The organism is Flavobacteriales bacterium (assembly GCA_016700415.1).
Lineage (GTDB): Bacteria > Bacteroidota > Bacteroidia > Flavobacteriales_F > PHOS-HE28 > PHOS-HE28.
The window spans coordinates 23638-44942 of sequence record CP065018.1 but is presented as its reverse complement, the minus strand read 5'-3'; the positions used below and the strand labels follow the sequence as shown (position 1 = coordinate 44942).

Sequence of the window (21305 nt, the reverse complement as noted above, 5' to 3'; positions counted from 1 at the left end):
ATCAATTGTCCAAGGCGCCCTGCTCGATCCAGTCGCGGATGGTCTGAAGATCTGCCGCGTTCAGCGTGGCGCCGTTCGGTGGCATGGTGAGGCCATAGCTCGTAGATCCCGTGATCTTGTGCCACAGCACCGATGCATCCGGATCGCCGGGCACGATTCGCACATCCGGCGCATAGCCCATGGAGACCACGTTCACCAGGTCGGTATACGCCGCCGCAGCACCAAGATCCAGTCCGCCATTGGTCGGATGGCAATTCCAACAGTGCTGGGTGAAGATGGGAACCACCTCCGTGTTGAAGTAGGCGGTGTCCACCGTGCCTGGTACATCCGCTCGGGGAAGCACTACAGGACCCTCATCCTTGGCGCATCCCGCCATTAGCAACAGTATGAATGCCGCGATGGGCCACACAACCCGACAGGTGCTCATGGACGTGGACTCTTGGGTTTGACGAATAGCGTGCGCGAGATGTTGAAGCCGAGCAGCATGTTGCCTTCATCGTAGCGCACCTGTGGCGCAGTGTACAAGCGCTGCTCCATGATCTCCCCGCTCGATGCGATGATGATCTGGAACACGTGGCCCAAGGTGGCCAGCTCGTAAGCAATGGCCACCGGGTCAAGGTGGTCAACGGGTTGCCGCCCTTGCACCACCGGTGCATACTCGAAGAGGATGGCCCCCTTGGTGGAGACCTTGATCCGCCCGCTGACCGGGACGGCTATAGTGAGGTTCTCCCCTCCGGCAGGTGCCAGGTTCCGGTACTCGAAGGCGCCCGCAGCCTGCAGGGAGAACACCTCGTTGAAGCGGCGGCCCACGATCACCTGTGAGTTGTAGGACATACGGTGCTTGAACTCGTAAACGAAAGGCGTGGTCAGATCGGCGAAGTAGTAGTTATCCGCCACGGCGGGGAACGCATCGGTCATCACCGCAGCATCGAAGAAGCCGGTGACCGAGATGGGCATGGTATTGTCCACGGTCTGCCGCAGGATCCGGGCCTTCACCGCCAGGTCCACCAGTTTGCCGTTCTTGGAACGGCCGACCTCCAAGTGGATCCGGTCGCTCACCGCATACTGGAAGCCGAAGCGGATATTGGCGGGCAGGTCCAGGCCGAAGAACTGCTTGTAGGATTGATCATCCATGCCAAAGGCACCGAAGCGGTGCTGGATCATGAAGCCGAAGGAACGCTTTCTGGGCACCACCTCGATGGACTGCGCATTGATCACCTGCGACCACGAGAAGGTGTTCGTTACCAGCTCGGGCTTACCGGCCTCTTGGGCCTGCACCCCGGCCGTGGACGCACACAGGAGTGCCCCGAAAAATAAATGGACGAACAGTGGACTACTTTTCATCCGGACCGTGTTTCAAGGTACGCAGGTAATGCACCACGGCCCAGCGCTGCTCGCGCGAAAGCACCTGTTCGTAGGAGGCCATCTCCCCGCGCCCGTGGGTGAGCTTCCAGTACAAAGCGCCGTTGGATTGGGCCTGGATCCCCGGTGAACCCAGATCGGCCGGGTGGACCGTGAGCACGGCCGCGTTCGGCCCATCGCCTTTGCCCTGCATACCGTGGCAAGTCCAGCAGAGCGAGGTGAAAACCCGTGCTCCCTTTGTGACAGCCTTGGCATCTTTGGCCAAGGGGTCCACCAAGGCGTCAGCTTCCGCCGGGGCCTTCCATGGGTCGCCCGTGCCTTGGGAAAGTCGGAAGGCTGTGATCAGCATGAAAAAAAGGAGGATGAAGGGGATCGATCGGTGTGCCATGGTTCACTGTTCGTTAAGCGCGTTCCCGGCACCACCCCCTTGGTGATCAAGCACGGACAAGGCCGTCCGGGCACGTGCATTCCCGGGATCGAGCGCAAGAGCGTGCTGCAAGGTAGAACGCGCGCCGCTGGTGTCGCCGGTCCGGGCCTGGACCACGCCGAGGGTGTACTGCGCATTGCTGTCCCCGGGGCGCAATTGCACAAGGCGATCATATTGGAAAAGTGCTTCCTGCCAGTGCCCCTGCCGAAGATGGAGCGCGCCCAGATTATTCCGCACCAGTGCCTCTTCCGCACCGTTGCGCAAGGCCTGTTCCAGCAGATCGATGGCGGCATCGTCATGTCCTGCGGCACTTTCCAGCGCGGACAAGGCCAACTGCGGGCGCGGGTCCCCCGGCATTCCTTGGAGCGACCGTTGGAACATCGCACGTGCTTCGTCCATCTTGCCGGCACCGGCCAAGTCGATCCCCACTTGGAGCGCGGCGTTCCCCAGCAGTTCCTCGTCCTTGCCATGCGGCCGGGGCGTCCCCAGTTCAAGGGTCTTCCTCCAATGTTCCAGTGCCCGCTTCCGGTCCCCTGCCGCCATGGCCAGCTCGCCCAACCGGTAACGCGCCTCCACATGTTCGGGGTCCTGTTCCACGATGCCTTCAAGCAGGGTGATGGCTTTGGGCGCCTGGCCGGCAAGCAGATAGAGGTTCGCCAGTTCCTTGCGCCGGTCAATGGGTGCGACCAGACCGTAATACAATGCCTTTTCGTAATGGGAGATGGCTTCGTCGAGCTCGGTGCGGTCGATCTTTCCGGCAGGCGCACCGGCCAATTCCTTGAACGCGGACTTTCCTTGCCAGGTGAGGAATTGCACAAAACCGCTGTGGAGCGTGAACGCCACCAAGGCCAGCACGACCACACCGTAAGCGACACCGGCCGAGTGCAACCGGCCATCGCTCCGCAGCACCAGTCCACGGACCTTCATGGTCTTCCGTTTCCACAGGCGGAAACCCATCAGAACGAGATAAGCGGTACACACCGATAGGCCCACGGCCATCAGGAAGGCGACGGCATCGTACAGCCCCCGGAAAATGAACATCGCGATCAGAAAGACCACCGCCAGCAGGATATCCTCTCCCAAGGAGAAACTGTACCGGCCTGCATAGGTGCCCAACGGGTGGCCCTTGCGGAACAGGGGCGGCTTCCGGAACCCGTAGGTGATGGCATCCTCGGGGCAGGCCGCGATGCAGTCAAGGTCCTTCATGCAGCGCGGATTCGTCACCATGCCGTGCTGGGCCAGCTCCTTGTGCACGAGGATGTCCGAGGTGCAGGCCTTGGTACACAAGCCACATGAGGTGCAATCCTTGGCGACGTTCAGAGCGATACGCCCCGGGGCGAACTGGTCGGCGATGCTGAAGAGCGCACCGTACGGGCAAGCCTGAAAGCAAAAGCCGCGGCTGCCCAGCAGGTAAACGATGAGGAAACCGCAGATGAAGAAAGTGAGCACAGCGATGCCCGGTGGCGGGAGGTTACGCCAGAGGTTGTCCGTGCTGAATGAGGACCAGCCACCTGCTGCACTGGCCTCTACCACATGGAGCGATGCGGGGTCCAGCCCGTGGAACAAGGCCAATATCTGCGGCCAGATGAAAAGGTAGCCCATCACCACGAAAGGGATCCAGACCAAGGTGCGCGAACGGATCGAGGTCCGCGGGATGCGCAGCTTGTCCATCATCCAGCCGCATGCATCCTGCAAAGCCAGGATGTGGCATCCCCACGAGCAGAAGAAGCGGCCGAAGAACAAGGTGGCCACCATCACCAGCGCCATGAAGATGAAGCCCGCCGTTACGATGCCTTGATGGATCGTGTACAGCACCTCGTTGAACTCCAGCGGCGCCAAGGTGCGCCCGCGCAGCTTCCAGTGGATGAAATGGGCGATGAAAAGCAGATGTACGCCCACGAGGGTGGCCGTGCGCCACTTGCCGAACGAGCGGGTCCGCTTAGTCGCCATGGCCCATCATCCCGTTGCTATTGGACCACCAGCCTGCGCTGGAAGAGGCGCCCCTCGATCCGCAGGGAAAGCAGATAGATGCCCTTGGGCAACACGCTCGTGTCGAGCGGTCGCAGCACTTGGCCACTTACTGCGTGGAAGCGCTCGGTACGGACGTTCCGGCCCAGCGCATCGGTGAGGTCCAACAGCACCTCGGCCGGTGCCAGCAAGTGCAGAGAGATCTCGGAGAAGCCGTTGCTCGGGTTCGGATATACTTCGAAGCCGCGCAGCGACAGCGGCTCATTCACCCCCGTGCAGATCTCCACCTCCACCTGTACCATGGTGGGCGCACTGGCACATTGCCCACCGCCCACTTCCACTTCCCAATCGAAGAAATAGGGATAGTAGGACGAGCCCACGCTCGACGTGGTAAGGGTGGCCACATCGCCGATGGTGTAAGGATAGGAAACGGTGCTGGTGCTGCGCCAGAGGTCCACTTGGCCGGCAACAGTGAGCGTGTAGTCCGTTCCTGGAAGGATATCAAAGTCCAGGTCCATGCGCGATTCGCCGGCGGGAACGAAGGCAGAACGTGTATGGCGCACCACGCCGACCACGTCCACCACTTCGATGGTGCGCATGCCCGCACTGCCCGCGAAGAGCCGCACGGACTTCAGCCGGAAGGACTTCTGCGCATCGAATTTCAGGGCGATCCCTCCCGCATGGTAGTTGCCTCCCCCGCTGTTATCGAGCTTCCCACCGTGCAACAGGGCACCGGCCAGCGTATTCGTGCTGGTCACCTGATAGGTGGTGGAGGCGTACAACGGAGGTGTTTCATAGCTGGATCCGGTCCCCAGTGTATTTCCTTGGGCATCGGCCCATACCGGATCTGAAGCGGTGGTGGTGAGCACGGCGATCCCGCCTTCACAGACCAAGGCATCCTCAACCACGGGCGGCCCGGGTTGGGGGAGTTCCGTAACGGTGAACGGCGCGGAGGTGGCCGTACCGCAATACGTGGTCACCACTACAGAGTACGTACCGGGGTCTGCCATGATGGAATTGGTCGTAGCACCGTTGGACCACTGGTAGGAGACGCCTGCATTGGCTTGCAGTTTCACTTGACCGCCAGGGCATACATAAGCCTGCTCATCGCAATGGATGGCGGCCATGGGCGGGGCGGAAGAGGACTGCTGGGTCAGCGTAATGGGCACGGCGGTGAAATTGTTCTCCTCATTGGCCTCCTCCACCACATTGAGCGGGTCCACCTCATAGACGATCCAGTAATCGCCGTTGCAGGTGTTGGCGGGAATGTTGATCCACATGCCATCGAGGTACTCGCTGTAGATATCGGTATAGCCCGAGGAGATCCCTTGGCGGACCATGCTGCAGCCGTAAGGCCCGCCGAGCCCGTAATTCGGGAAATCCGATGTCGTCAAGCTGTTCCCCGCGTTGTACACGGTGTTGTCATCCTTGCAATGGTTCGTTACCGATGAGCTGCCACAGCTATTGTAGTCCATCAAGCAAAAGCCGAGCTTGTAGCCCTGCCCCAGGATCGGCCATTCCCGCGGGTCCGTCACCCCTGCCTCCGGTATCCGCAGGCTGTAGATGCCCCATTGGTCGTAGTGCGTATGCCCGTGAGTGGGGTGATAGGTCATGCCTTGCGGCATCACGCGCTCCCGGGAGGTCATGGTCGGTCCGTTCTTGTGGAAGATGCGCTGGGTGGTGAGCTGCTTGGCCGTGCCGCCGTTCGGGCAGGCGAACTGCTGCTGCGCGTTCGGGTCGTACACCGTGAAGGTGTCCGTACCGCAGGTAAAACGCCGATAGCCGTCGAGGTCCACGCCGCGCACCTCCAAGGGCCCCATGCCGATGTTCGGTGTGGAGCCGGTCACATAGATCCGGCCAGCCTCCTCGTTGGGCCCGCTCAAGTAGTTCAACAGGGCATACCACGAGATCGTCACGTCCGGAAGCAGGTCGCAATCCTGGCTCCCGTCAGGGCAGGCGCAGGAGGTGGCATTGTTGGTGGTGCATTGGGCCGTGGCCGTACCGGTCCGGACCATCAACAGCAGAAGGAGCAGAAGGTAAAGGTGTCGCATCGTGTGGGGCGTTTGTGAGGGCAAGGTAGGGAGATCAACAGGCATTTGTATGACCTATGTCATATTATTTTTCAACTTGATCGTGGATATCGACGATGCCACACCTTCCTTCCCCCGTATTCATTGACTTTTTAGATCACCCCATGCCTGATCCACATTCATCCTATGTGATACATATCACCATAAATGATCGACCGATCCCGTTCTTTGTGGAACGAACAACTTTTAACCATCATGCTCCGACATCTCCTGCTCCCCTCCTTCCTGCTATCCATGCTCGTTAGTGGTTGCAAAAAAGAGACGACGTACCCGCCCGCCGCCGTTCCTGCCGACCCGGCTGTTCTGAGCGTAAGCCATGTGGTGGACGGCCTGCCGTTGACCTACGACACCTTGCTCTATACGAATGAGGCGGGTGCGCTTTACAGTGTCACAAAGGTGGAATACTACCTGAGCGAGCTGGTGCTGATGGGCACGGGCAGTACCGCGAATGATACCCTGCACGGCCCGTGGTACGTGAACGCCGCCGGGGTGACGGACTTCGACCTCAGCAGCTTGCGCGCCGGCACGTACAGCGGGGCAACCATGTTGCTGGGCCTGCCCCCGGCGCTGAACATTACGGGCGCCTTGCCCAACACCATCGAGAACATCAATATGGCCTGGCCGGAACCGATGGGCGGCGGTTACCACTTTATCAAGTTCGAGGGTCGCTTCGTTTCCGACGGAACAACACCGGGCTATGCCATGCACATCGGTAAGAACGCCTTCCTGCCCCACGCCGAGCTGCAACAAGGCTTTACCATCACCGGCAGCGGCGGAAAACTGCAGCTCACCTTTAACCTCAACGAAGTATTCCGCACGCCGAACACGTATGACCTCGCTACGGGCAACTATTCCATGGGCAACATGGACCTGATGGGCCAGCTGCAGGAGAATTGCGCGAACGCCTTCACCATCGCCTATCAGCCATGAACAAATCCCTTCTTGCGGGCCTCCTCCTCATCCCGGTGCTTCTGGCCTCCTCCTGCAAACGGGACTCGGTTGAACCAACAGCGGCCACTTCCGGCCCATCCGGAACACCCGTGGACCTCGCAGGGCCGGGATACTTCCCGCAGATGACCGTACCGGCCAACAACCCCACCACGCAGGAAGGCATCCAACTGGGGCGCAGGCTCTACTACGACCCCCTCCTCTCCACGAACGGCCCCAGGGCAGGCCGTTCGTGCAGTAGCTGCCATTCCCAGGAGCTGGGCTTCAGTGTGCCCACCGTCCCCCCCGGTTTTCTCAACGTGCTGCCCCATGTCAACTTAGGCTGGAGCACTAATTTTTTGTGGAAGGGCAACGTGCAGGGCACGCTGGAGGACATCATGCGCTTCGAGGTGGAGGAGTTCTTTGAAGTGGACGTGAGCGTCCTGCAGAATGACCCCGATTATCCGCAGTTGTTCCAATCGGCATTAGGCAGCTCCACGATCACGCAGGATGCGGTGAGCAAAGCATTGGCACAATGGTTCCGCAGCATGATCTCCTCCAACAGCCGGCTGGACCAGTATCTCCGGTACGAGATCGGGCTCACGCCCTCGGAGATGAACGGGATGATGGTCTACCTCACTGAGACAGGCGATTGCTTCCACTGCCACGGATTCCCGCTCCTCACGGACAATGCCTTCCACAACATCGGGCTGGACTCGGTCTTCACGGGCAATGATCAGGGCCGCTACATGATAACGGGCAACTCCACGGACATGGGGGCCTTCAAGTCCCCTTCCCTGCGGAACATCGCACAGACCGGGCCCTACATGCACGACGGCCGGTTCGCCACACTGGAGGAAGTGGTGGAGCACTACAACTCCGGCGTGAGGCCTTCGGCCAGCCTTGACCCGATCATGACCAAGCCCGGCAAGGAGACGGGGCTGAACCTTTCCCCGCAGCAGAAAGCCGACCTGGTGGCCTTCCTGCACACCTTCACCGACCAGACCTTCCTGACCGACACGGCATTGGCCAGCCCCTTCTGAACGCACTGACCGCTAACTTGGCGGCCATGGGAAAGACACCTGCACAACCCGTTCGCCTTGACAAATTGATCGCCGAACACTGTAGCCCCGAATGGCGGGAACTGCTGCGGGAGGGCAACACCGTGCTCACATTCCGCAAGGGCGAGCATATCTTCAGCGATGGGCAAGTGGCCACGCACATGTTCATGATCTACAAAGGCCGGGTGAAGGTGGTCGTGCGCCAGGCCGAGGGGTCCGAACGCATCATCCGCGTGGCGGGCGACGGCGAAGTGCTGGGCCATCGGGCCATCGGCGACAAGCCCATTTACACCGCAGCTGTCACAGCCTTGAGCGAGACCCGGGTGAACTCCATACCCATGCCCCTCTTCCTTAGCACGCTCCGGGCGAACAACCTGTTCTGCTACCACTTCCTCCTCTACTTCACCGAAGAAATGCGCAAGCTGGACCAGGACATGCGCGACCAGATGGAATTGGACGTGCCCCAGCGCGTGGCCAAAACGCTCCTGCGGAACCGGGACACCTTCGGCTTCGATGAAACGGACAAGCGCAAATTCGCATTCACCCTTTCCCGAAAGGACATCGCCAGCATGGCCGGCACCACCTACGAATCGGTGATCAGGACCTTGGCCGAATTCCAACAGCAAGGCATTATCGAACTCGTGGGAAAGGAGATCCGTGTGCTGAAGAAGCGGGAGCTGGAAAAGGCAATGCGATCGTCCTGATCGACGAACCGGTCAACGCCCGGCAGGCCATGCTCCATATGGCATAGACCTTATGGCTCCGCAGGGTCGGACACTTGGGGCCTGACCTGCGGAGGGTGCGCTCAGTGGTTCATCCCCTTCTTGCCCGGGAAGTAATTCGTGGAGGAACGGATCGCCTTCCGGCTCCAGTTCCAGATCACCACTTGGTAACCGCGCCAGATGTAATCCACCGGTGCCACCAGGAAGTGCATGAAGCGGGTGAAGGGGATGATGGCCACGATGAAGAAGGCCGAGAAAATGTGCATCTTCACCGTCCATGGCAGGGCACTCACCGCCGCCACATCAGGGTTGAAGGCGAAGACGCTGCGCAGGTAGGGCGTGATCGACGAAGCGAACCAAGAGGTTCCCCAGTTGTTGGCCACGGCGACTATCAATCCGCTCAGGATCTGGACGAGCAGGACCACATACACCAGCATGTCCATGCGGTTGGTCACCATCATCACCTTGCGGCTCCCGAGGCGGCGACGGATCAAGAGCACCAATCCCATCAAGGTGGCAAGTCCGAAAACGAAGGCGCTCATCTCCAAGATCAACAACCGCACAGGCTCACCGTTCCATGCAAGGACACTTGCCGGGAAGAGAAAGGCGATCAGGTGGCCGAAGAAGAGCCACATCAGGCCCCAGTGAAATGGCTGGCTTCCCCAAAAGAGCTTCTTGCGCTCCAGGAATTCCGAGGAGAGCGAGGAGACCTGAAAGCCCCGGTTGATGTAACGGTAGACCGAGCCGATCAGGAATATGGCCAACGCGATGTACGGGAAGGCCACGAGCGTCATCATGTTGATGACCGCCCCGCCCGCGTCCCAGCCGAGCTTCAGCCCCCAGGACACCAGGACCGCCACACCGAGCATGGCCAAGAACACCATGACATAGTTGGGCCTATGGGTCCTTGGTGCGATGCCTTGTTCCTGGATCGTCCGCTTGGCCTTGAGGTATGCGCCGATCGCCAAATACAGTACCGCCGCCCCGAGCACGAGCAACAAAGGGAGGGCCCAATCGCCGAGTATTGTGGTAAGCATCACCATGGTCAGGTCGTTTTTAAGGTCTTAGGATGTGGGGTACTGCAGGTACCGCAGGTGGCGGCACCGTGAATGAATGCTTGTGAGGCCGGGAGTTCGTCCACGTGGTTCTCGATCTCGATATGTTCACTTTGCAGGAGGGTGAGCAATGCGTTCAGCGCGTTGCCGTACACGTTCCCGTCCTCGCACCCTTGGAGCACGATGGCGTTGTGCTTGCGCATGAGCATCTTCTCCCGTAGCGCCATGCGCGCCGTCTCGAACTCCTTGAGCATGAGGCGAAGTGCGGGCATGACGATGCGCACGCACAATTCATCGCGAATGGCATGGTCCTTCATCAACGGCAACAAGGTCAGGACGTTGACCAGGTTGTCCGGCAACTCACCTCCGCAGTCGTTCTGTGCTTCCGCCTGCTCGCGCTTCATGTTCACGAGGAACTCACCGCGCTTGTAGTCCTCCCCGAAGATCACATAACCGAGATCGGGGTAGCAGATGGCTTGCACGTGGAAGGTCCGGGTATAGATCTCCTCCTGGTCGTACATCGCGGTATTCTCCACCCAGGTCGCGAAGCGTTCCAGATCGGGCACGGCCTCGGGATAGGTGGCCATCAACATGGCACGGCATGCCTGCACGGCCCCGGGCAATTCGGGGCTGGGATACCGGAACAATCCGGCCATCAGGGCATAGCGTTCGGCTTGCATGATCACAGGCCGCGGGCGGGCTTCATTTTGAATCCGAACCCGGTCTCGCCTTTCACGTCGGCGGTCGCTTCGATCATCTCGATGCTCTCCTCGCGGTGTGCGGGCGGGATCACGAAACGCTCGTTGAAGGTGGCCAAAGAGGTCAGCCGGAAAATAGCGTCCGCTTCACCGGGGTTGGTGCTGCCGATCTGTAGTGCTTCCTCCACTTCCTCCTTGGTCAGGTCGCCCACGGTGGCATCACGGCGGTGGATCTTCACCGCGAGCAATTTGCGCAGGACGTTCCGCACCTTCTCCTCATCACCGGCGGTGAAGAGGCTGGCGAGGTACTTCATGGGCAGGCGGGAGGTTTCCACTCCGCCCCACAGGGACTTGGTGGTGGAATCATACACGCCATCGCTGTCCACGCTCGCCATGGCCGGCAGCATCGGCGGCACGTAGAAGAGGTTCGGCAACGTGCGGTACTCCGGGTGCAAGGGCAGGGCAATGCCCCATTCCTTCACGAACTTGTACACCGGTGATTGCTGTGCCGCGCGGATCGTGGAGTCGGCGATACCATTGGCCTTGGCGGCGGCGATCACCTGCGGGTCGTTCGGGTCCAGATAGATGGCCATCTGGCGGTCCACCAGCTCGTTCTCCGGGCAGGAGGCCACGGCCTCGATCATGTCGGCATCGTAAAGCATCACGCCGAGGTAGCGGATGCGGCCCACGCAGGAGTGCATGCAGGCAGGCGCCTGGCCCGACTCAAGGCGCGGGTAGCACAGGATGCACTTCTCGGATTTGCCGGTGTTCCAGTTGTAGTAGCTCTTCTTGTACGGGCATGCGGTGACGCACATGCGCCATGCCCGGCAACGCTCCTGGTTGAGCAGCACGATGCCGTCCTCACCACGCTTGTACAGGGCACCTGACGGGCAGGAACCCACGCAGGCCGGGTTGAGGCAATGGTTGCAGATACGCGGCAGGTAGAACATCATCATCCGCTCCAATTGGAACAGGCTCTCCTGCTCCACCGGTGAGAGCTCCTTGAAGTTGACATCCTTGCGGGCGTAGTCCTGCGAGCCGCCAAGGTCATCGTCCCAGTTTGGCCCGGCCTTCACGTCGATATGCTCGCCGGTCACCAAGGACACGGGGCGCGCCGTGGGCTGGTCATCCCCCTCCGGTGCGGTGAACAGGTCGGAGTACTTGTAGGTCCAAGGTTCGTAGTAGTCCTCCAGCACGGGCATGTTCGGGTTGTGGAAGATGTTCTTCAACCCCTTCCACTTGCCCGCCCCGCGCAGGGATACGGAGTTGCCGTCCTTCACCCAGCCGCCTTTGTAGACGTCCTGGTCCTCCCATTTGGTGGGGTAACCGGTACCGGGCTTGGTCTCCACGTTGTTCCACCACATGTATTCCGCACCCCGGCGATCGGTCCAGATGTTCTTGCAGGCGATCGAACAGGTGTGGCACCCGATACACTTATCGAGGTGGAACACCATTGTGATCTGTGATCTGACGTTCATGGTCTTGGCTTTATCGTGGTTCAGAATTCGACCTTGTCCATTTTGCGCACCAGCACGTGGGTGTCGCGGTTTGCACCCACCGGTCCCCAATAGTTGAAGTGGTAGGAGAACTGGCCGTAGCCCCCCATCAGCAGGTTGGGCTTCAGGTGTACGCGTGTGAAACTGTTGTGCCCACCTGCCCTACGCCCACCGCGCACTTGCGATTTGGGCACGGAATAGGTGCGCTCCGGTGAGTGGTACACGATGCATACCCCGCGCGGGATCCGCGAGCTGACGCAGGACCTCGTGCAGTAGACCCCGTGGTCATTGTACACCTCTACCCAGTCGTTGTCCTTGATACCTAATTCCTCCGCATCCTTTTCATTGATCCAGCACGGTTCCATGCCGCGGGAGAGGGTGAGCATCCGCAACGTATCACCGTAGGTGGAGTGGATGTGCCACTTGCCGTGCGGGGTGAGGCAGTTGAGCATCCTGGCCTTGCCGTCGTTCACCGTCTTGCGCAGGTCGCCATAGACCTGTGGTGTGGGCGAGGGCTTGTAGGTGGTGAAGTGCTCGCCGAACATGATGTAGCCATCATGGTCGAGGTAGGTGTGCTGCCGCCCGGTCATCGTGCGCCAAGGCATCAGGCGGTCCACGTTGTAGGTGTACGCGGCATAGGCACGGCCATCGTTCATGAGGCCGGACCACAGCGGCGAGGTGTTGTAGCGCCGGGGCTGGGCCTGCAGGTCCTTGTAATCGATCCGCACGTCCTTGCTGCCCTCGCCGAGGTCGGCCAGCACCATGCCGGCCTTCACCTCCATGTTCTTGTACGCACGGTCGTTCAGCATCCCGTTGGTGAGCGTGGAGAGCTTCAACACGGCGTTCACGGCCTCCACATCCTCCCTCAGCGATGGCAGGTCTTTGCCATCGATCCGCTGCACGTGCCGCTTATCCTCGATCATTTCCGCATACACGTCGTCGGCCATGTACGAGTTGCCGTGGGCGCCCAGGGTCTTGGTGTTCATGTTCCCACCGAGCGAGATGTACTTTTCGTAGATCTTGGTATAGTCGCGCTCCACGGTAACGATCTTGTGCATCGTCTTGCCGGGGATGGGCTCGCATTCGCCCTTGCTCCAGTCCTGAATGCTGGTCTGCGTGATCTCGTCGGCGCTGTCGTGTTGCAGCGGCACGTTCACGATGTCCGTCACAGGCGTGGGCAGGTGATGCTTGGCCAATTCACTGACCTTCTGCGCGATGATCTGGAAGATCTGCCAGTCGGTCTTGGCCTCCCACACCGGCGGCACAGCCTCGGAAAGCGGATGGATGAAGGAGTGCATGTCCGTGCTGTTGATGTCCGCCTTCTCATACCAGGAGGCGGTGGACAGCACGATGTCCGAATAGAGCGCGGAGGTGTCCATCCGGAAGTTGATGTCCACCACCAGGTCCATCTTGCCCGAGGGTGACTTGTCGCGATACACAATGTCCTTGACCATGGTCCCGGCCACCTCATCGGCGATGTCGTTGTGGTGCGTGCCGAGGTAATGGTTCAGCATGTACTCATGGCCCTTGGCGCTTGACATCAGGGCATTTCCGCGCCAGATGAACCAGTTGCGGGGGAAGTTCACCGGATCGTCCGGATCGGCCACCGAATGGAGCAGATCGCCGGACTTCAGGCGGGACACCACATGGTCCGCGATCTCCTTGTCCGTGTTCGCTCCGGCGGCCTTGGCCTCCTTGGCGATCTCCAAGTTGCTCTTGTTGTATTGCGGGTAGAAGGGCATCCATCCGTTACGCACGGACTTCACGATCCAGTCCGCCGAGTGCATCTTCGCCAGCGGGTTGGCATCATCGGGGATGCTGTTGTAATCGGCCTGGCAGCCGTCATAGCGCCATTGGCTGGAATTGATGTAGTGCCAGATGGGCCCTTGCTGGAGCCGGTTGGCACCGACCCAGTCCTTGGCCGCCATGATGGTGCCCCACGAATCGACCGGTGCGAGCTTCTCCTGGCCCACATAGTGGTTCATGCCACCACCGTTCTTGCCGTTGCACCCGGTGAGCATCTGCGCCATGATGGACGCGCGGTACATCAGGTTGCCATGGAACCAGTGGTTGATGGCAGCGCCCACGATCACCATGCACTTGCCCTCGGTGGCCTCGGCGGTGGAGGCCCATTCGCGGGCGAACTTGATCACCGTCTTCTTGCCGATGCCGGTGAAGATCTCCTGCCATGCCGGTGTGTAGGCCTGCTCCTTGTCGTCGTAATCCTTCGGGTATTCGCCGGAAAGACCACGGCCCACGCCGTATTGGCCCATCGTGAGGTCATAGATCGTGGCGACCGGGATGCGACGGCCGTCCACACCGGTGAGGTATTTTACCGGGATGCCGCGGAGGACCTTCTTCTTCAACCCGTATTCCACGAACTCCACTTGGAGCACTTCCTCGCAATTTTCCAGGAAGGTCAGTTCGGGATCATATACCGCGTTGTCCGGACCGTTCTCGTACTTCAGGTTCCAGTTGCCCGGCTCCTTGTCCCAACGGTAGCCCATGGTGCCCTTAGGGGTCACGGGCTGGCCGGTCTTGGAATCCAGGCACAGGAATTTCCAGTCACCATTGCTGATGTCCTTGAACTTATCCAGGCGGTTGGCACGCACCATTTTCATGGGCTTGAAGTGCTCCCCGTTGGGTTCGAGTTCCACCAGGAAGGGGCAGTCCGTGTAGCGCTTCACATACTCATGGAAGTAGGGTGTCCGCTTGTCCGAGTGCCATTCTTTGAGGATCACGTGGGTAACGGCCATCCAGAACGCGCCATCGCTGCCGGCGTGGCAGGGGATCCACTGGTCGGCGTGCTTGGCCACCATGCTGAAGTCCGGCGACATCACCACGGTCTTCGTGCCGTTGTGCCGGGCTTCGGAGAAGAAGTGGATGTCGGGCGTGCGGGTCATGCCGAGGTTGGCGCCCATGCTCACGCAGAACTTGGAGTTGAACCAATCGGCGCTTTCACAGACATCGGTCTGTTCGCCCCACACTTCGGGGAATGCACAGGGCAGGTCACAGTACCAATCGTAGAAGCTGAGGTTCACACCGCCCATGAGCTGCAGGTAGCGTGCGCCGGAAGCGTAGCTCATCATGGACATGGCCGGGATGGGCGAGAAGCCGATGATCCGGTCCGGTCCGTACTTCTGTACGGTGTGGATGTTGGCAGCGGCGATCAGCTCGAGCACCTCGTCCCAATGCGCCCTGCGGAAGCCGCCTTTACCACGGGCACGTTGATAACGCGTGCGTTTCTCCGGGTCGTTCTGGATGTTGGCCCAAGCCTGCACCGGGTCGTTCCCGGTCAGTGCCTTCTCCTTGCGGAAGAGGTCCATCAAGGCACCGCGCATCAGCGGGTACTTTACGCGGATCGGGCTGTAGAGGTACCACGAATAGGAGATGCCCCGTTGGCAGCCGCGCGGCTCGTAGGGCGGAAGCCCCTCCTCGAGCAACGGGTAGTCCAGGGCCTGCATCTCCCATACCACGATGCCGTCCTTCACATGGATGTTCCAAGAACAACCACCGGTGCAGTTCACGCCGTGGGTGCTGCGCACCACCTTGTCATACTGCCAGCGGTTGCGGTAGAACTCCTCCCACTGTCGGGACTTGGGCGAAATGATGTCTTCTATCCAGCTCATGGTGTTCCGTTTTTCTTCAGTTGGATCGCAGTTGCCGATCGTAGATGTCCTCCTTCACAGTCCTCTTGATCCGTCCGCGCCAGTGAAAGCCGATGAAGGCCAGCAGCGCGATCAATCCGCCGCCCCCATAGATCACGAAGGGTCTGTAGTGTGACCGTACCGCCTGATCGGCGCTCACCGCGTTGGCATGCTCGAGGAAGGCCGTTAGCGAATGGACCTCCTGCTCGGTGAGCGGCGTGTTGGCATAGGCGGTGGCCATCGCCGGGAAAGGCGGCGCCCCCAGGATACCCGCGACGCCCGCTTGGCCCATACGCCCGTAAACGCCGGTGAGGTCCTTCGCGAAGCTCCCTCCCATCATCACCTGGTCGTTGGTCACGTTGTGGCAGGAGATGCACGCGGCACCCTTGTTCGTAAAGCGGGAGCGGCCCGTGAACAGGGCCTGGCCCGTTTCGCGGTCCGCGTCCGTGAACGCAATGATGGGCGTTGCCGCGGCCGTATCCAAGGAGGCCGTGGCCCCCTTTGCACCGAAGCTGTTGATGTAATCAAGCACCTGATCCACATCCCCGGCACTGAGGGGCTGGTCCGGCATCATGATCTCATTGTATTCCTTGAAAATGGCCACTGCGTCCGGATCGCCGGATTTGACCATCGTCTGCGAGGACTTGACGAAGGAGTGGACCCATTCCTTGGACCGCTTGTCCGTGATCCCTGTAAGATCAGGCCCCACCAAGCGGCGGCCGATCATGTGGCACGCGCCGCAATTCTGTTTGAAGATCTTTTCCCCATCCTGGGCCGAGGCCGGTTGATGGACCAATAACAGGGGGAAGAACAGGATCGGAAGAAGCTTGATCGGTTGTCGCATCGGTGGTGATCGTTGGTGATCGTAAGCGTGAAGCAGGTTCAATTCCGCTGGGCCAATGTTCACGCACGGCACGGAACAGAATATGACCCATGTCACTTTTGCATCGGACAACCGCCAAGGGTGCGGACGGACCCGATGGCGCTCCGATGCATTTGAAGCCCCTCCGCACACCTTTGGGGCGAACGTGCAGCGATGCTTACATCCTTTGACCCACGCGACTTTCAGCTCATGTACACGTGCCGCACCAGGGCGGTATCACATGACCAAGCTCAGTGAGCGCATCCGCCTCCGAAGCATAGATTGCGCCCGTTATCCCCTTACGACTATGACGCCCCCCCGCTCCACATCCCTCCCCACCTCCCCTTCCCCCTTTGCCGTGATGGGCAGCATTTGGGTAATCTGTGATGGCCACGCTTTCCTTGGCCGCGGCCGGGTGGCGCTGCTGGAAGAGATCGCCTCCACCGGCTCGATCAGTCAAGCTGCAAAGCACATGGGCATGTCCTACAAGAAGGCATGGCGGTTGGTGGACGCGATGAACGCAATGGCCGTGGCCCCCCTTGTGGTCCGCACCAGCGGTGGCCCGGACGGCGGGGGCACGAAGCTGACCGATCAATGCCTCCGGCTCATCGCCGCGTTCCGGTCCATCGAGGCTGCGCATAAAGCCTTCCTGGAAGCTGTAATGCTCCCGGCCGACTTATAGCCATGCAGCGTGTACGCACAGTGCCCCGCCCGCTGTGCAAGCAGCCCGTCCGTATTACTTTTCGCGAATTATCGGCGTCATGGACATGTTCAACCAACCGCACCGGTACACGGGACCACGTCCCCTCGGTGGACATGGTCAACAACAACGGCCAGCAGCCCCGGCCTGCCACGCCACTATCCTTTAATACCGGTATCCCAAACAGGCGATGTTCAATTACAACAGTAACCACAAGTTCATCACCGGGATCATCATCGTGCTGTGGGCGGCCTTCCACTTCACCGCCCGCGACAAGGACCCCACGCGCTACGAGAACGGGCAGATCAGGTACAGCGGCAATGTGGTGAACGACCTCAACAACGGCCGATGGACCTGGTACTACGAGAACGGCAAGCGACGCATGGAAGGCCAGTTCGACAAGGGCAAACGCCAAGGCATCTGGACCACTTGGGGAAACGATGGCACCATGCTCACCGAAGGCATGTACGTGAACGACCGGCTCAACGGCGATTACACCCAGTGGGACGCACAGGGCAAGTTGACCTCACACATACGCTATATGGACGATGTGCCGGTACCTACGGACTCTACCACGCTACATCGGAACCCTTAGCATGGCTGCGGAGAGTAATCGCGCTAAGCACCCGAACGGACATTGACGACCTCACGGCAGCTGCTCCGGCCTCGTATCCGTTGGGACGGTTCCTCCGATGGCGAACAGGATGGGGTCGCGATCGTTAGCGCTGCCAACGTACTTCACCACACCGTCCATGTTCACGTCCTCCATGTGGTAGCCGGTAATGGTGTTGGTGGGTATGGATGAACCGATGGAGGACAGGATGAGGTCACGGTCGTTACCGGTACCCACATATTTCAACGAATGGTCGAAGTTCACATCACCGGACCAGAGCAATTCCGCAGGGAAAGCCCCGGTCACGCTCCTGCGCGCATCGGTACCGTAGGTGGTGGTCGCATTGCTCGTGAAGTCCACGGATAAGGGTGCAGCGCCCAAGGCCACACTGCTCGCCGTCATGACGCCAAGGTGGTTCCGATGCAACAGCGCCATGAAGTAGTTGGCCGGTGGCAGGCCGAAGCTCACCGCCGAGGTGCCATCGACGTCCACCACGTCGCCATCGCGCTGTAACAGCGCACTGCGGCTGGCGAGCACGGTGGAGTTTGTGTTGGCGTCCCGCAGTTCCAGCACCACCCAATCCACGATCGCGTTGTTCCCCGAGACGGCCAGTACGGCGGGCAGGATGGTCTCTCCCCCACCCCCTCCGGTGTGCGCATAACCAAGCGCCGTATAAGGCTCGGCCAGCGGGAATGCGCCCAAGCCGCGGAGGGCGTCATTCATCACACCGGTGGTGGCATTGTACGGCCCGTCCAGGAACCCACGCGCGGCCACCTGCACGGCGGCTGGTGGAACAAATACGACGGCATATTCCTCCACCTGGCCATATTGCACCGGACTGGTGCAGGCACCGGCGGTGGTGTTCACGAAGTCGGTGATCACCCGCATGCGCAGCAGGGCACCCGTGGTCGGCGAGGCCGGCGTGGTGAAGTTTCCGCTGCGTACGCCCGTACCGGTGGCGGGCGCGAACACCTGTTCACCGGCACTGAAGGTGCCGTTGTTGTCGTAGTCGATGTACACACGCACCCATTGGTTGTTGGAACTGCCCACGGTCACCGCGATCGGATAGTTCGTGGAAGGTTGCAGGGTGGTCCACGCGGTGCAGGTGAAGTCGTTCATCACGGCATCATTGTATGGCGTGCTGTGGTTGATGGTGTTGAGCGTCACGTTCGTGATACCGATGCCGGACGTGGGCGAATTGGATCGCGTGACCGCGCACGCCGTGGGCGGTGGTGCATAGATGGTGATGAGGTCCGTGTAGGTGGCCGTGGAGCCCGTGCCTTCGCCGTTCGATGCGGTCAGCGTGACGGAGTAGGTGCCGGGTGCGGCGTAGCTCACCACCGGATCCTGATCCGTCGAAGTGGAAGGGGTCCCACCGGGAAAGCTCCAGTTCCACGAGGTGGGCGAAAGCAGTGACTTGTCGGTGAAGGTGATACCGGTCCCCTCGCACGTGGCGACGGTCGATGCACCGAAGTCCGAAAGCGGCGGACCGGTCACCACCATGGTGATGGTGTTGGACAACGCCGGTGATGCGATCACGCCCGCGAGGTCCGAGGTCATTTCACAATGCACGGCCTCGCCGGGCAGCAGGTCGCTGCTTTGGTAGGTGGCTGCGGTAGCGACCGGCTCCCCGTTCCGGAACCAGGCATAAGTGGGTGCGCCGCCGCCGTTCACGGGCGTCGGGGTGAAGGTGACGGGCGTGCCGTAAGTGATCGTGCTGCCCGGCGCCGCAGCGATGGAGACCGATGCGATGCTGTTGCTGACGTAGACACCATAGTCCTCCACATCACCGATGAACAGGGCCGAGACGCAGTTCCGCTCGTTCGCGCTCAAGGTGCCGGCTTCGCCGAACACGCGCATCCGCAACAGGGTGTTCGTCACCGCGCCGCCGGGAATGGTGACGTTGGCAGCGACGACGCTCGACCCGTTCGCCGGTTGCGAACCGGTGGCCACGAGCTCACTGGGGTCCTCGAACACGCCGTTGTTGTTGTAATCGATGTACGCGTTGAGCGATTCCGCCGCGCTACCGCCCGCGTTGATCGTGATGGACAGCGGGTAAGTGCCGCCCACGGCCACCGAGGTATTGTGGCCGCACGACAGGTCCGTGTACGCGACATTGGTGATCGTGCTGCTGGTGGCGTTGATGGTATTGAACACCACCTTGCTCACGGTCTGGCCGTAGTTGGCCGCATTATTGGTCGTGGGGGCACAGGCCGCCACCGGCGAGGCCGTCACCACCACGATGCCCTGCTCGGTGCGGGTGAAGGTCCCGTTCGCGGTGGTGATGGCGAGCGTGGCATTGTACACACCCGTTTGGGCCAGGGTGAAGGTGGGATTGTGCATGGCGGAGTTGTATGTCACCACGCCGTTGGTCACCGTCCATGCGAAACTGATGCCCGGCATGGGCGTGTCCTCCAAGTACGTGTTCGGGATGCATGAGCTATGATCGAAGAAGGTGACATCCTGACCCGTGCCGCACACCATGGTGCTGGTGGCCAACAGGTCCATCAGCGGTGCCGAGCCGGTCGGGGGCACCAACGAGAGGTTGCCGTTCACGGCGAGCAATGAAGCACGCTGTGTGGTAAGTGCCGGGCCTGTGCGCACGGCTTGCCCTGAGGTGAAGCCATCGCGGCAGTTGGAGTAATCCATGTAGTTGAAGACATACAGCGTGTTGGAGGAACCGCCGTCGCAGGCATTGGTGCCGCCGGAGGGGCAGGTGCTCGGACTACGGATGTGCGGCGGGGTATCGCACACCTGATCCCCCTGTGTTGCGCAGTTGGTATTGGGGGGGCAGGTCGTACCGTTGGCATCGCCCTCGAAGGTGTGGTAGAGGTTCAATGCATGGCCCAGCTCGTGGGTCAGCGTGGTGCGCGTAGGGTCCTTCAAGCTGTTGCACAGGATCACCATGCCGTCGTAATCCTGGCCGTGTGCCGAAGCAAAATAGGCGAAGCCCTGCGTGCCCGAACCGCCGTCGTTGTTATCGATCTCGTTCACCACCCAGATGTTGTAGTAGTTGAAGGGGTCCCAACGGTCCTGGTCCTTCACGTCCATCTCAGTCATCCCCAAGGCACCGTCCGAAAGCATACCGTAGTTCGCATAGTCCGGAAAGCCGCTCAGGTCGGTACGGGTGATGCCGCTGGTGCAATTGCCCTGCGGGTCGCGCGCCGCCAAGGCGAATTCCACGCCGAGGTCCTCCCCGCTGCCATCGCCGATCGTGCCCGGCACCTTACGGAAGCGTTGGTTCAGGATCATGATGGCCTCGCGCACCTCCTTATCGGTGATCTGCGTGAGCGCGTTGCCCGCTTCCATGATATGTACCACCACCGGTACCACGAAGGGGTTGCCGTCGCGTTCCACTGCGATCCCGGTCCGCATCAGCCCGTCAAAGACCTGGGTGCGCTCGGCATAGTGCGGGTCCGTGCCCATCATGCGCTGGTGCGCGGCCTCGAAACCACATTCTTGTGCGTTGCCAGGGTTGAAACTTTGGGCTCGGATGCCCGTCAGCAAGAATGCCGACATCAGCAACAAGACGGAACGGGAATGCAGGATGTTCATGTTTTCAAAGGTCAAGGTCGATCACGGTCAATGGGAAGATCTTGCCGAAAGTAGGCTGTGGCATTGGATCCATCATCCTATTTTTTTTCAATATCAAGGCGAAGGCCCGTCGCGGCCATCAT

The 21305-nt window shown here is 60.6% G+C and carries 16 protein-coding genes; 5 read left to right on the top strand and 11 right to left on the bottom strand.

Annotated elements, in window-relative coordinates; all coding sequences use genetic code 11:
- Position 1: 1 nt before the first annotated feature.
- The 5 genes from IPP95_00185 to IPP95_00165 are packed head-to-tail and all read right to left on the bottom strand — an operon-like array spanning position 2 to position 5808.
- Positions 2-427, bottom strand: coding sequence for a hypothetical protein (locus tag IPP95_00185; GenBank protein QQS72691.1), 426 nt, complete (start codon positions 425-427; stop codon positions 2-4).
- Positions 424-1344 (bottom strand): hypothetical protein, encoded by a 921-nt coding sequence (locus IPP95_00180; GenBank protein ID QQS72690.1) that lies wholly within the window; start codon positions 1342-1344, stop codon positions 424-426. Before IPP95_00180 ends, IPP95_00185 begins: the two co-directional genes overlap by 4 nt.
- Positions 1334-1750 (bottom strand): cytochrome c, encoded by a 417-nt coding sequence (locus IPP95_00175; protein ID QQS72689.1) that lies wholly within the window; start codon positions 1748-1750, stop codon positions 1334-1336. Before IPP95_00175 ends, IPP95_00180 begins: the two co-directional genes overlap by 11 nt.
- 3 nt (positions 1751-1753) lie before the next feature.
- Positions 1754-3739 (bottom strand): tetratricopeptide repeat protein, encoded by a 1986-nt coding sequence (locus tag IPP95_00170; GenBank protein ID QQS72688.1) that lies wholly within the window; start codon positions 3737-3739, stop codon positions 1754-1756.
- 17 nt (positions 3740-3756) lie between these two features.
- Positions 3757-5808 (bottom strand): T9SS type A sorting domain-containing protein, encoded by a 2052-nt coding sequence (locus IPP95_00165; protein ID QQS72687.1) that lies wholly within the window; start codon positions 5806-5808, stop codon positions 3757-3759.
- A gap of 234 nt (positions 5809-6042) precedes the next feature.
- Between IPP95_00165 and IPP95_00160 the strand changes: the two genes are divergently transcribed.
- The 3 genes from IPP95_00160 to IPP95_00150 are packed head-to-tail and all read left to right on the top strand — an operon-like array spanning position 6043 to position 8539.
- The gene (locus IPP95_00160) at positions 6043-6777 is read left to right on the top strand and encodes a hypothetical protein (GenBank protein ID QQS72686.1); all 735 of its coding nucleotides are present in this window, start codon (positions 6043-6045) and stop codon (positions 6775-6777) included.
- Entirely contained in the window at positions 6774-7817 is a 1044-nt protein-coding gene (locus tag IPP95_00155; GenBank protein QQS72685.1) for a cytochrome-c peroxidase, read from the top strand. The genes IPP95_00160 and IPP95_00155 overlap by 4 nt, the downstream gene beginning before the upstream one ends.
- Before the next feature lie 26 nt (positions 7818-7843).
- Positions 7844-8539 carry a Crp/Fnr family transcriptional regulator gene (locus IPP95_00150; GenBank protein ID QQS72684.1) on the top strand — a complete coding sequence of 232 codons (696 nt, stop codon included), beginning with the start codon at positions 7844-7846 and terminating at the stop codon, positions 8537-8539.
- A 101-nt stretch (positions 8540-8640) separates the two neighbouring features.
- Here the strand turns inward: IPP95_00150 and narI are convergent, their stop codons facing one another.
- The 5 genes from narI to IPP95_00125 are packed head-to-tail and all read right to left on the bottom strand — an operon-like array spanning position 8641 to position 16297.
- Complete coding sequence (gene narI / locus IPP95_00145; protein ID QQS72683.1) at positions 8641-9594, bottom strand: respiratory nitrate reductase subunit gamma; 954 nt, start codon at positions 9592-9594, stop codon at positions 8641-8643.
- Between the two features lie 8 nt (positions 9595-9602).
- Positions 9603-10268, bottom strand: coding sequence for a hypothetical protein (locus IPP95_00140; GenBank protein QQS72682.1), 666 nt, complete (start codon positions 10266-10268; stop codon positions 9603-9605).
- Between the two features lie 26 nt (positions 10269-10294).
- Positions 10295-11788: a nitrate reductase subunit beta gene (narH, locus tag IPP95_00135; GenBank protein QQS72681.1), complete on the bottom strand. Its 1494-nt coding sequence runs from the start codon at positions 11786-11788 to the stop codon at positions 10295-10297.
- Positions 11789-11808: 20 nt separating this feature from the next.
- The gene (locus IPP95_00130; protein ID QQS72680.1) at positions 11809-15435 is read right to left on the bottom strand and encodes a nitrate reductase subunit alpha; all 3627 of its coding nucleotides are present in this window, start codon (positions 15433-15435) and stop codon (positions 11809-11811) included.
- A gap of 16 nt (positions 15436-15451) precedes the next feature.
- Complete coding sequence (locus IPP95_00125; GenBank protein ID QQS72679.1) at positions 15452-16297, bottom strand: c-type cytochrome; 846 nt, start codon at positions 16295-16297, stop codon at positions 15452-15454.
- Between the two features lie 325 nt (positions 16298-16622).
- Between IPP95_00125 and IPP95_00120 the strand changes: the two genes are divergently transcribed.
- The gene (locus tag IPP95_00120) at positions 16623-16997 is read left to right on the top strand and encodes a winged helix-turn-helix domain-containing protein (GenBank protein QQS72678.1); all 375 of its coding nucleotides are present in this window, start codon (positions 16623-16625) and stop codon (positions 16995-16997) included.
- A 208-nt stretch (positions 16998-17205) separates the two neighbouring features.
- Positions 17206-17610: a hypothetical protein gene (locus tag IPP95_00115; protein QQS72677.1), complete on the top strand. Its 405-nt coding sequence runs from the start codon at positions 17206-17208 to the stop codon at positions 17608-17610.
- Between the two features lie 51 nt (positions 17611-17661).
- Here the strand turns inward: IPP95_00115 and IPP95_00110 are convergent, their stop codons facing one another.
- Positions 17662-21183 (bottom strand): PKD domain-containing protein, encoded by a 3522-nt coding sequence (locus IPP95_00110; protein ID QQS72676.1) that lies wholly within the window; start codon positions 21181-21183, stop codon positions 17662-17664.
- Positions 21184-21305: the final 122 nt, after the last annotated feature.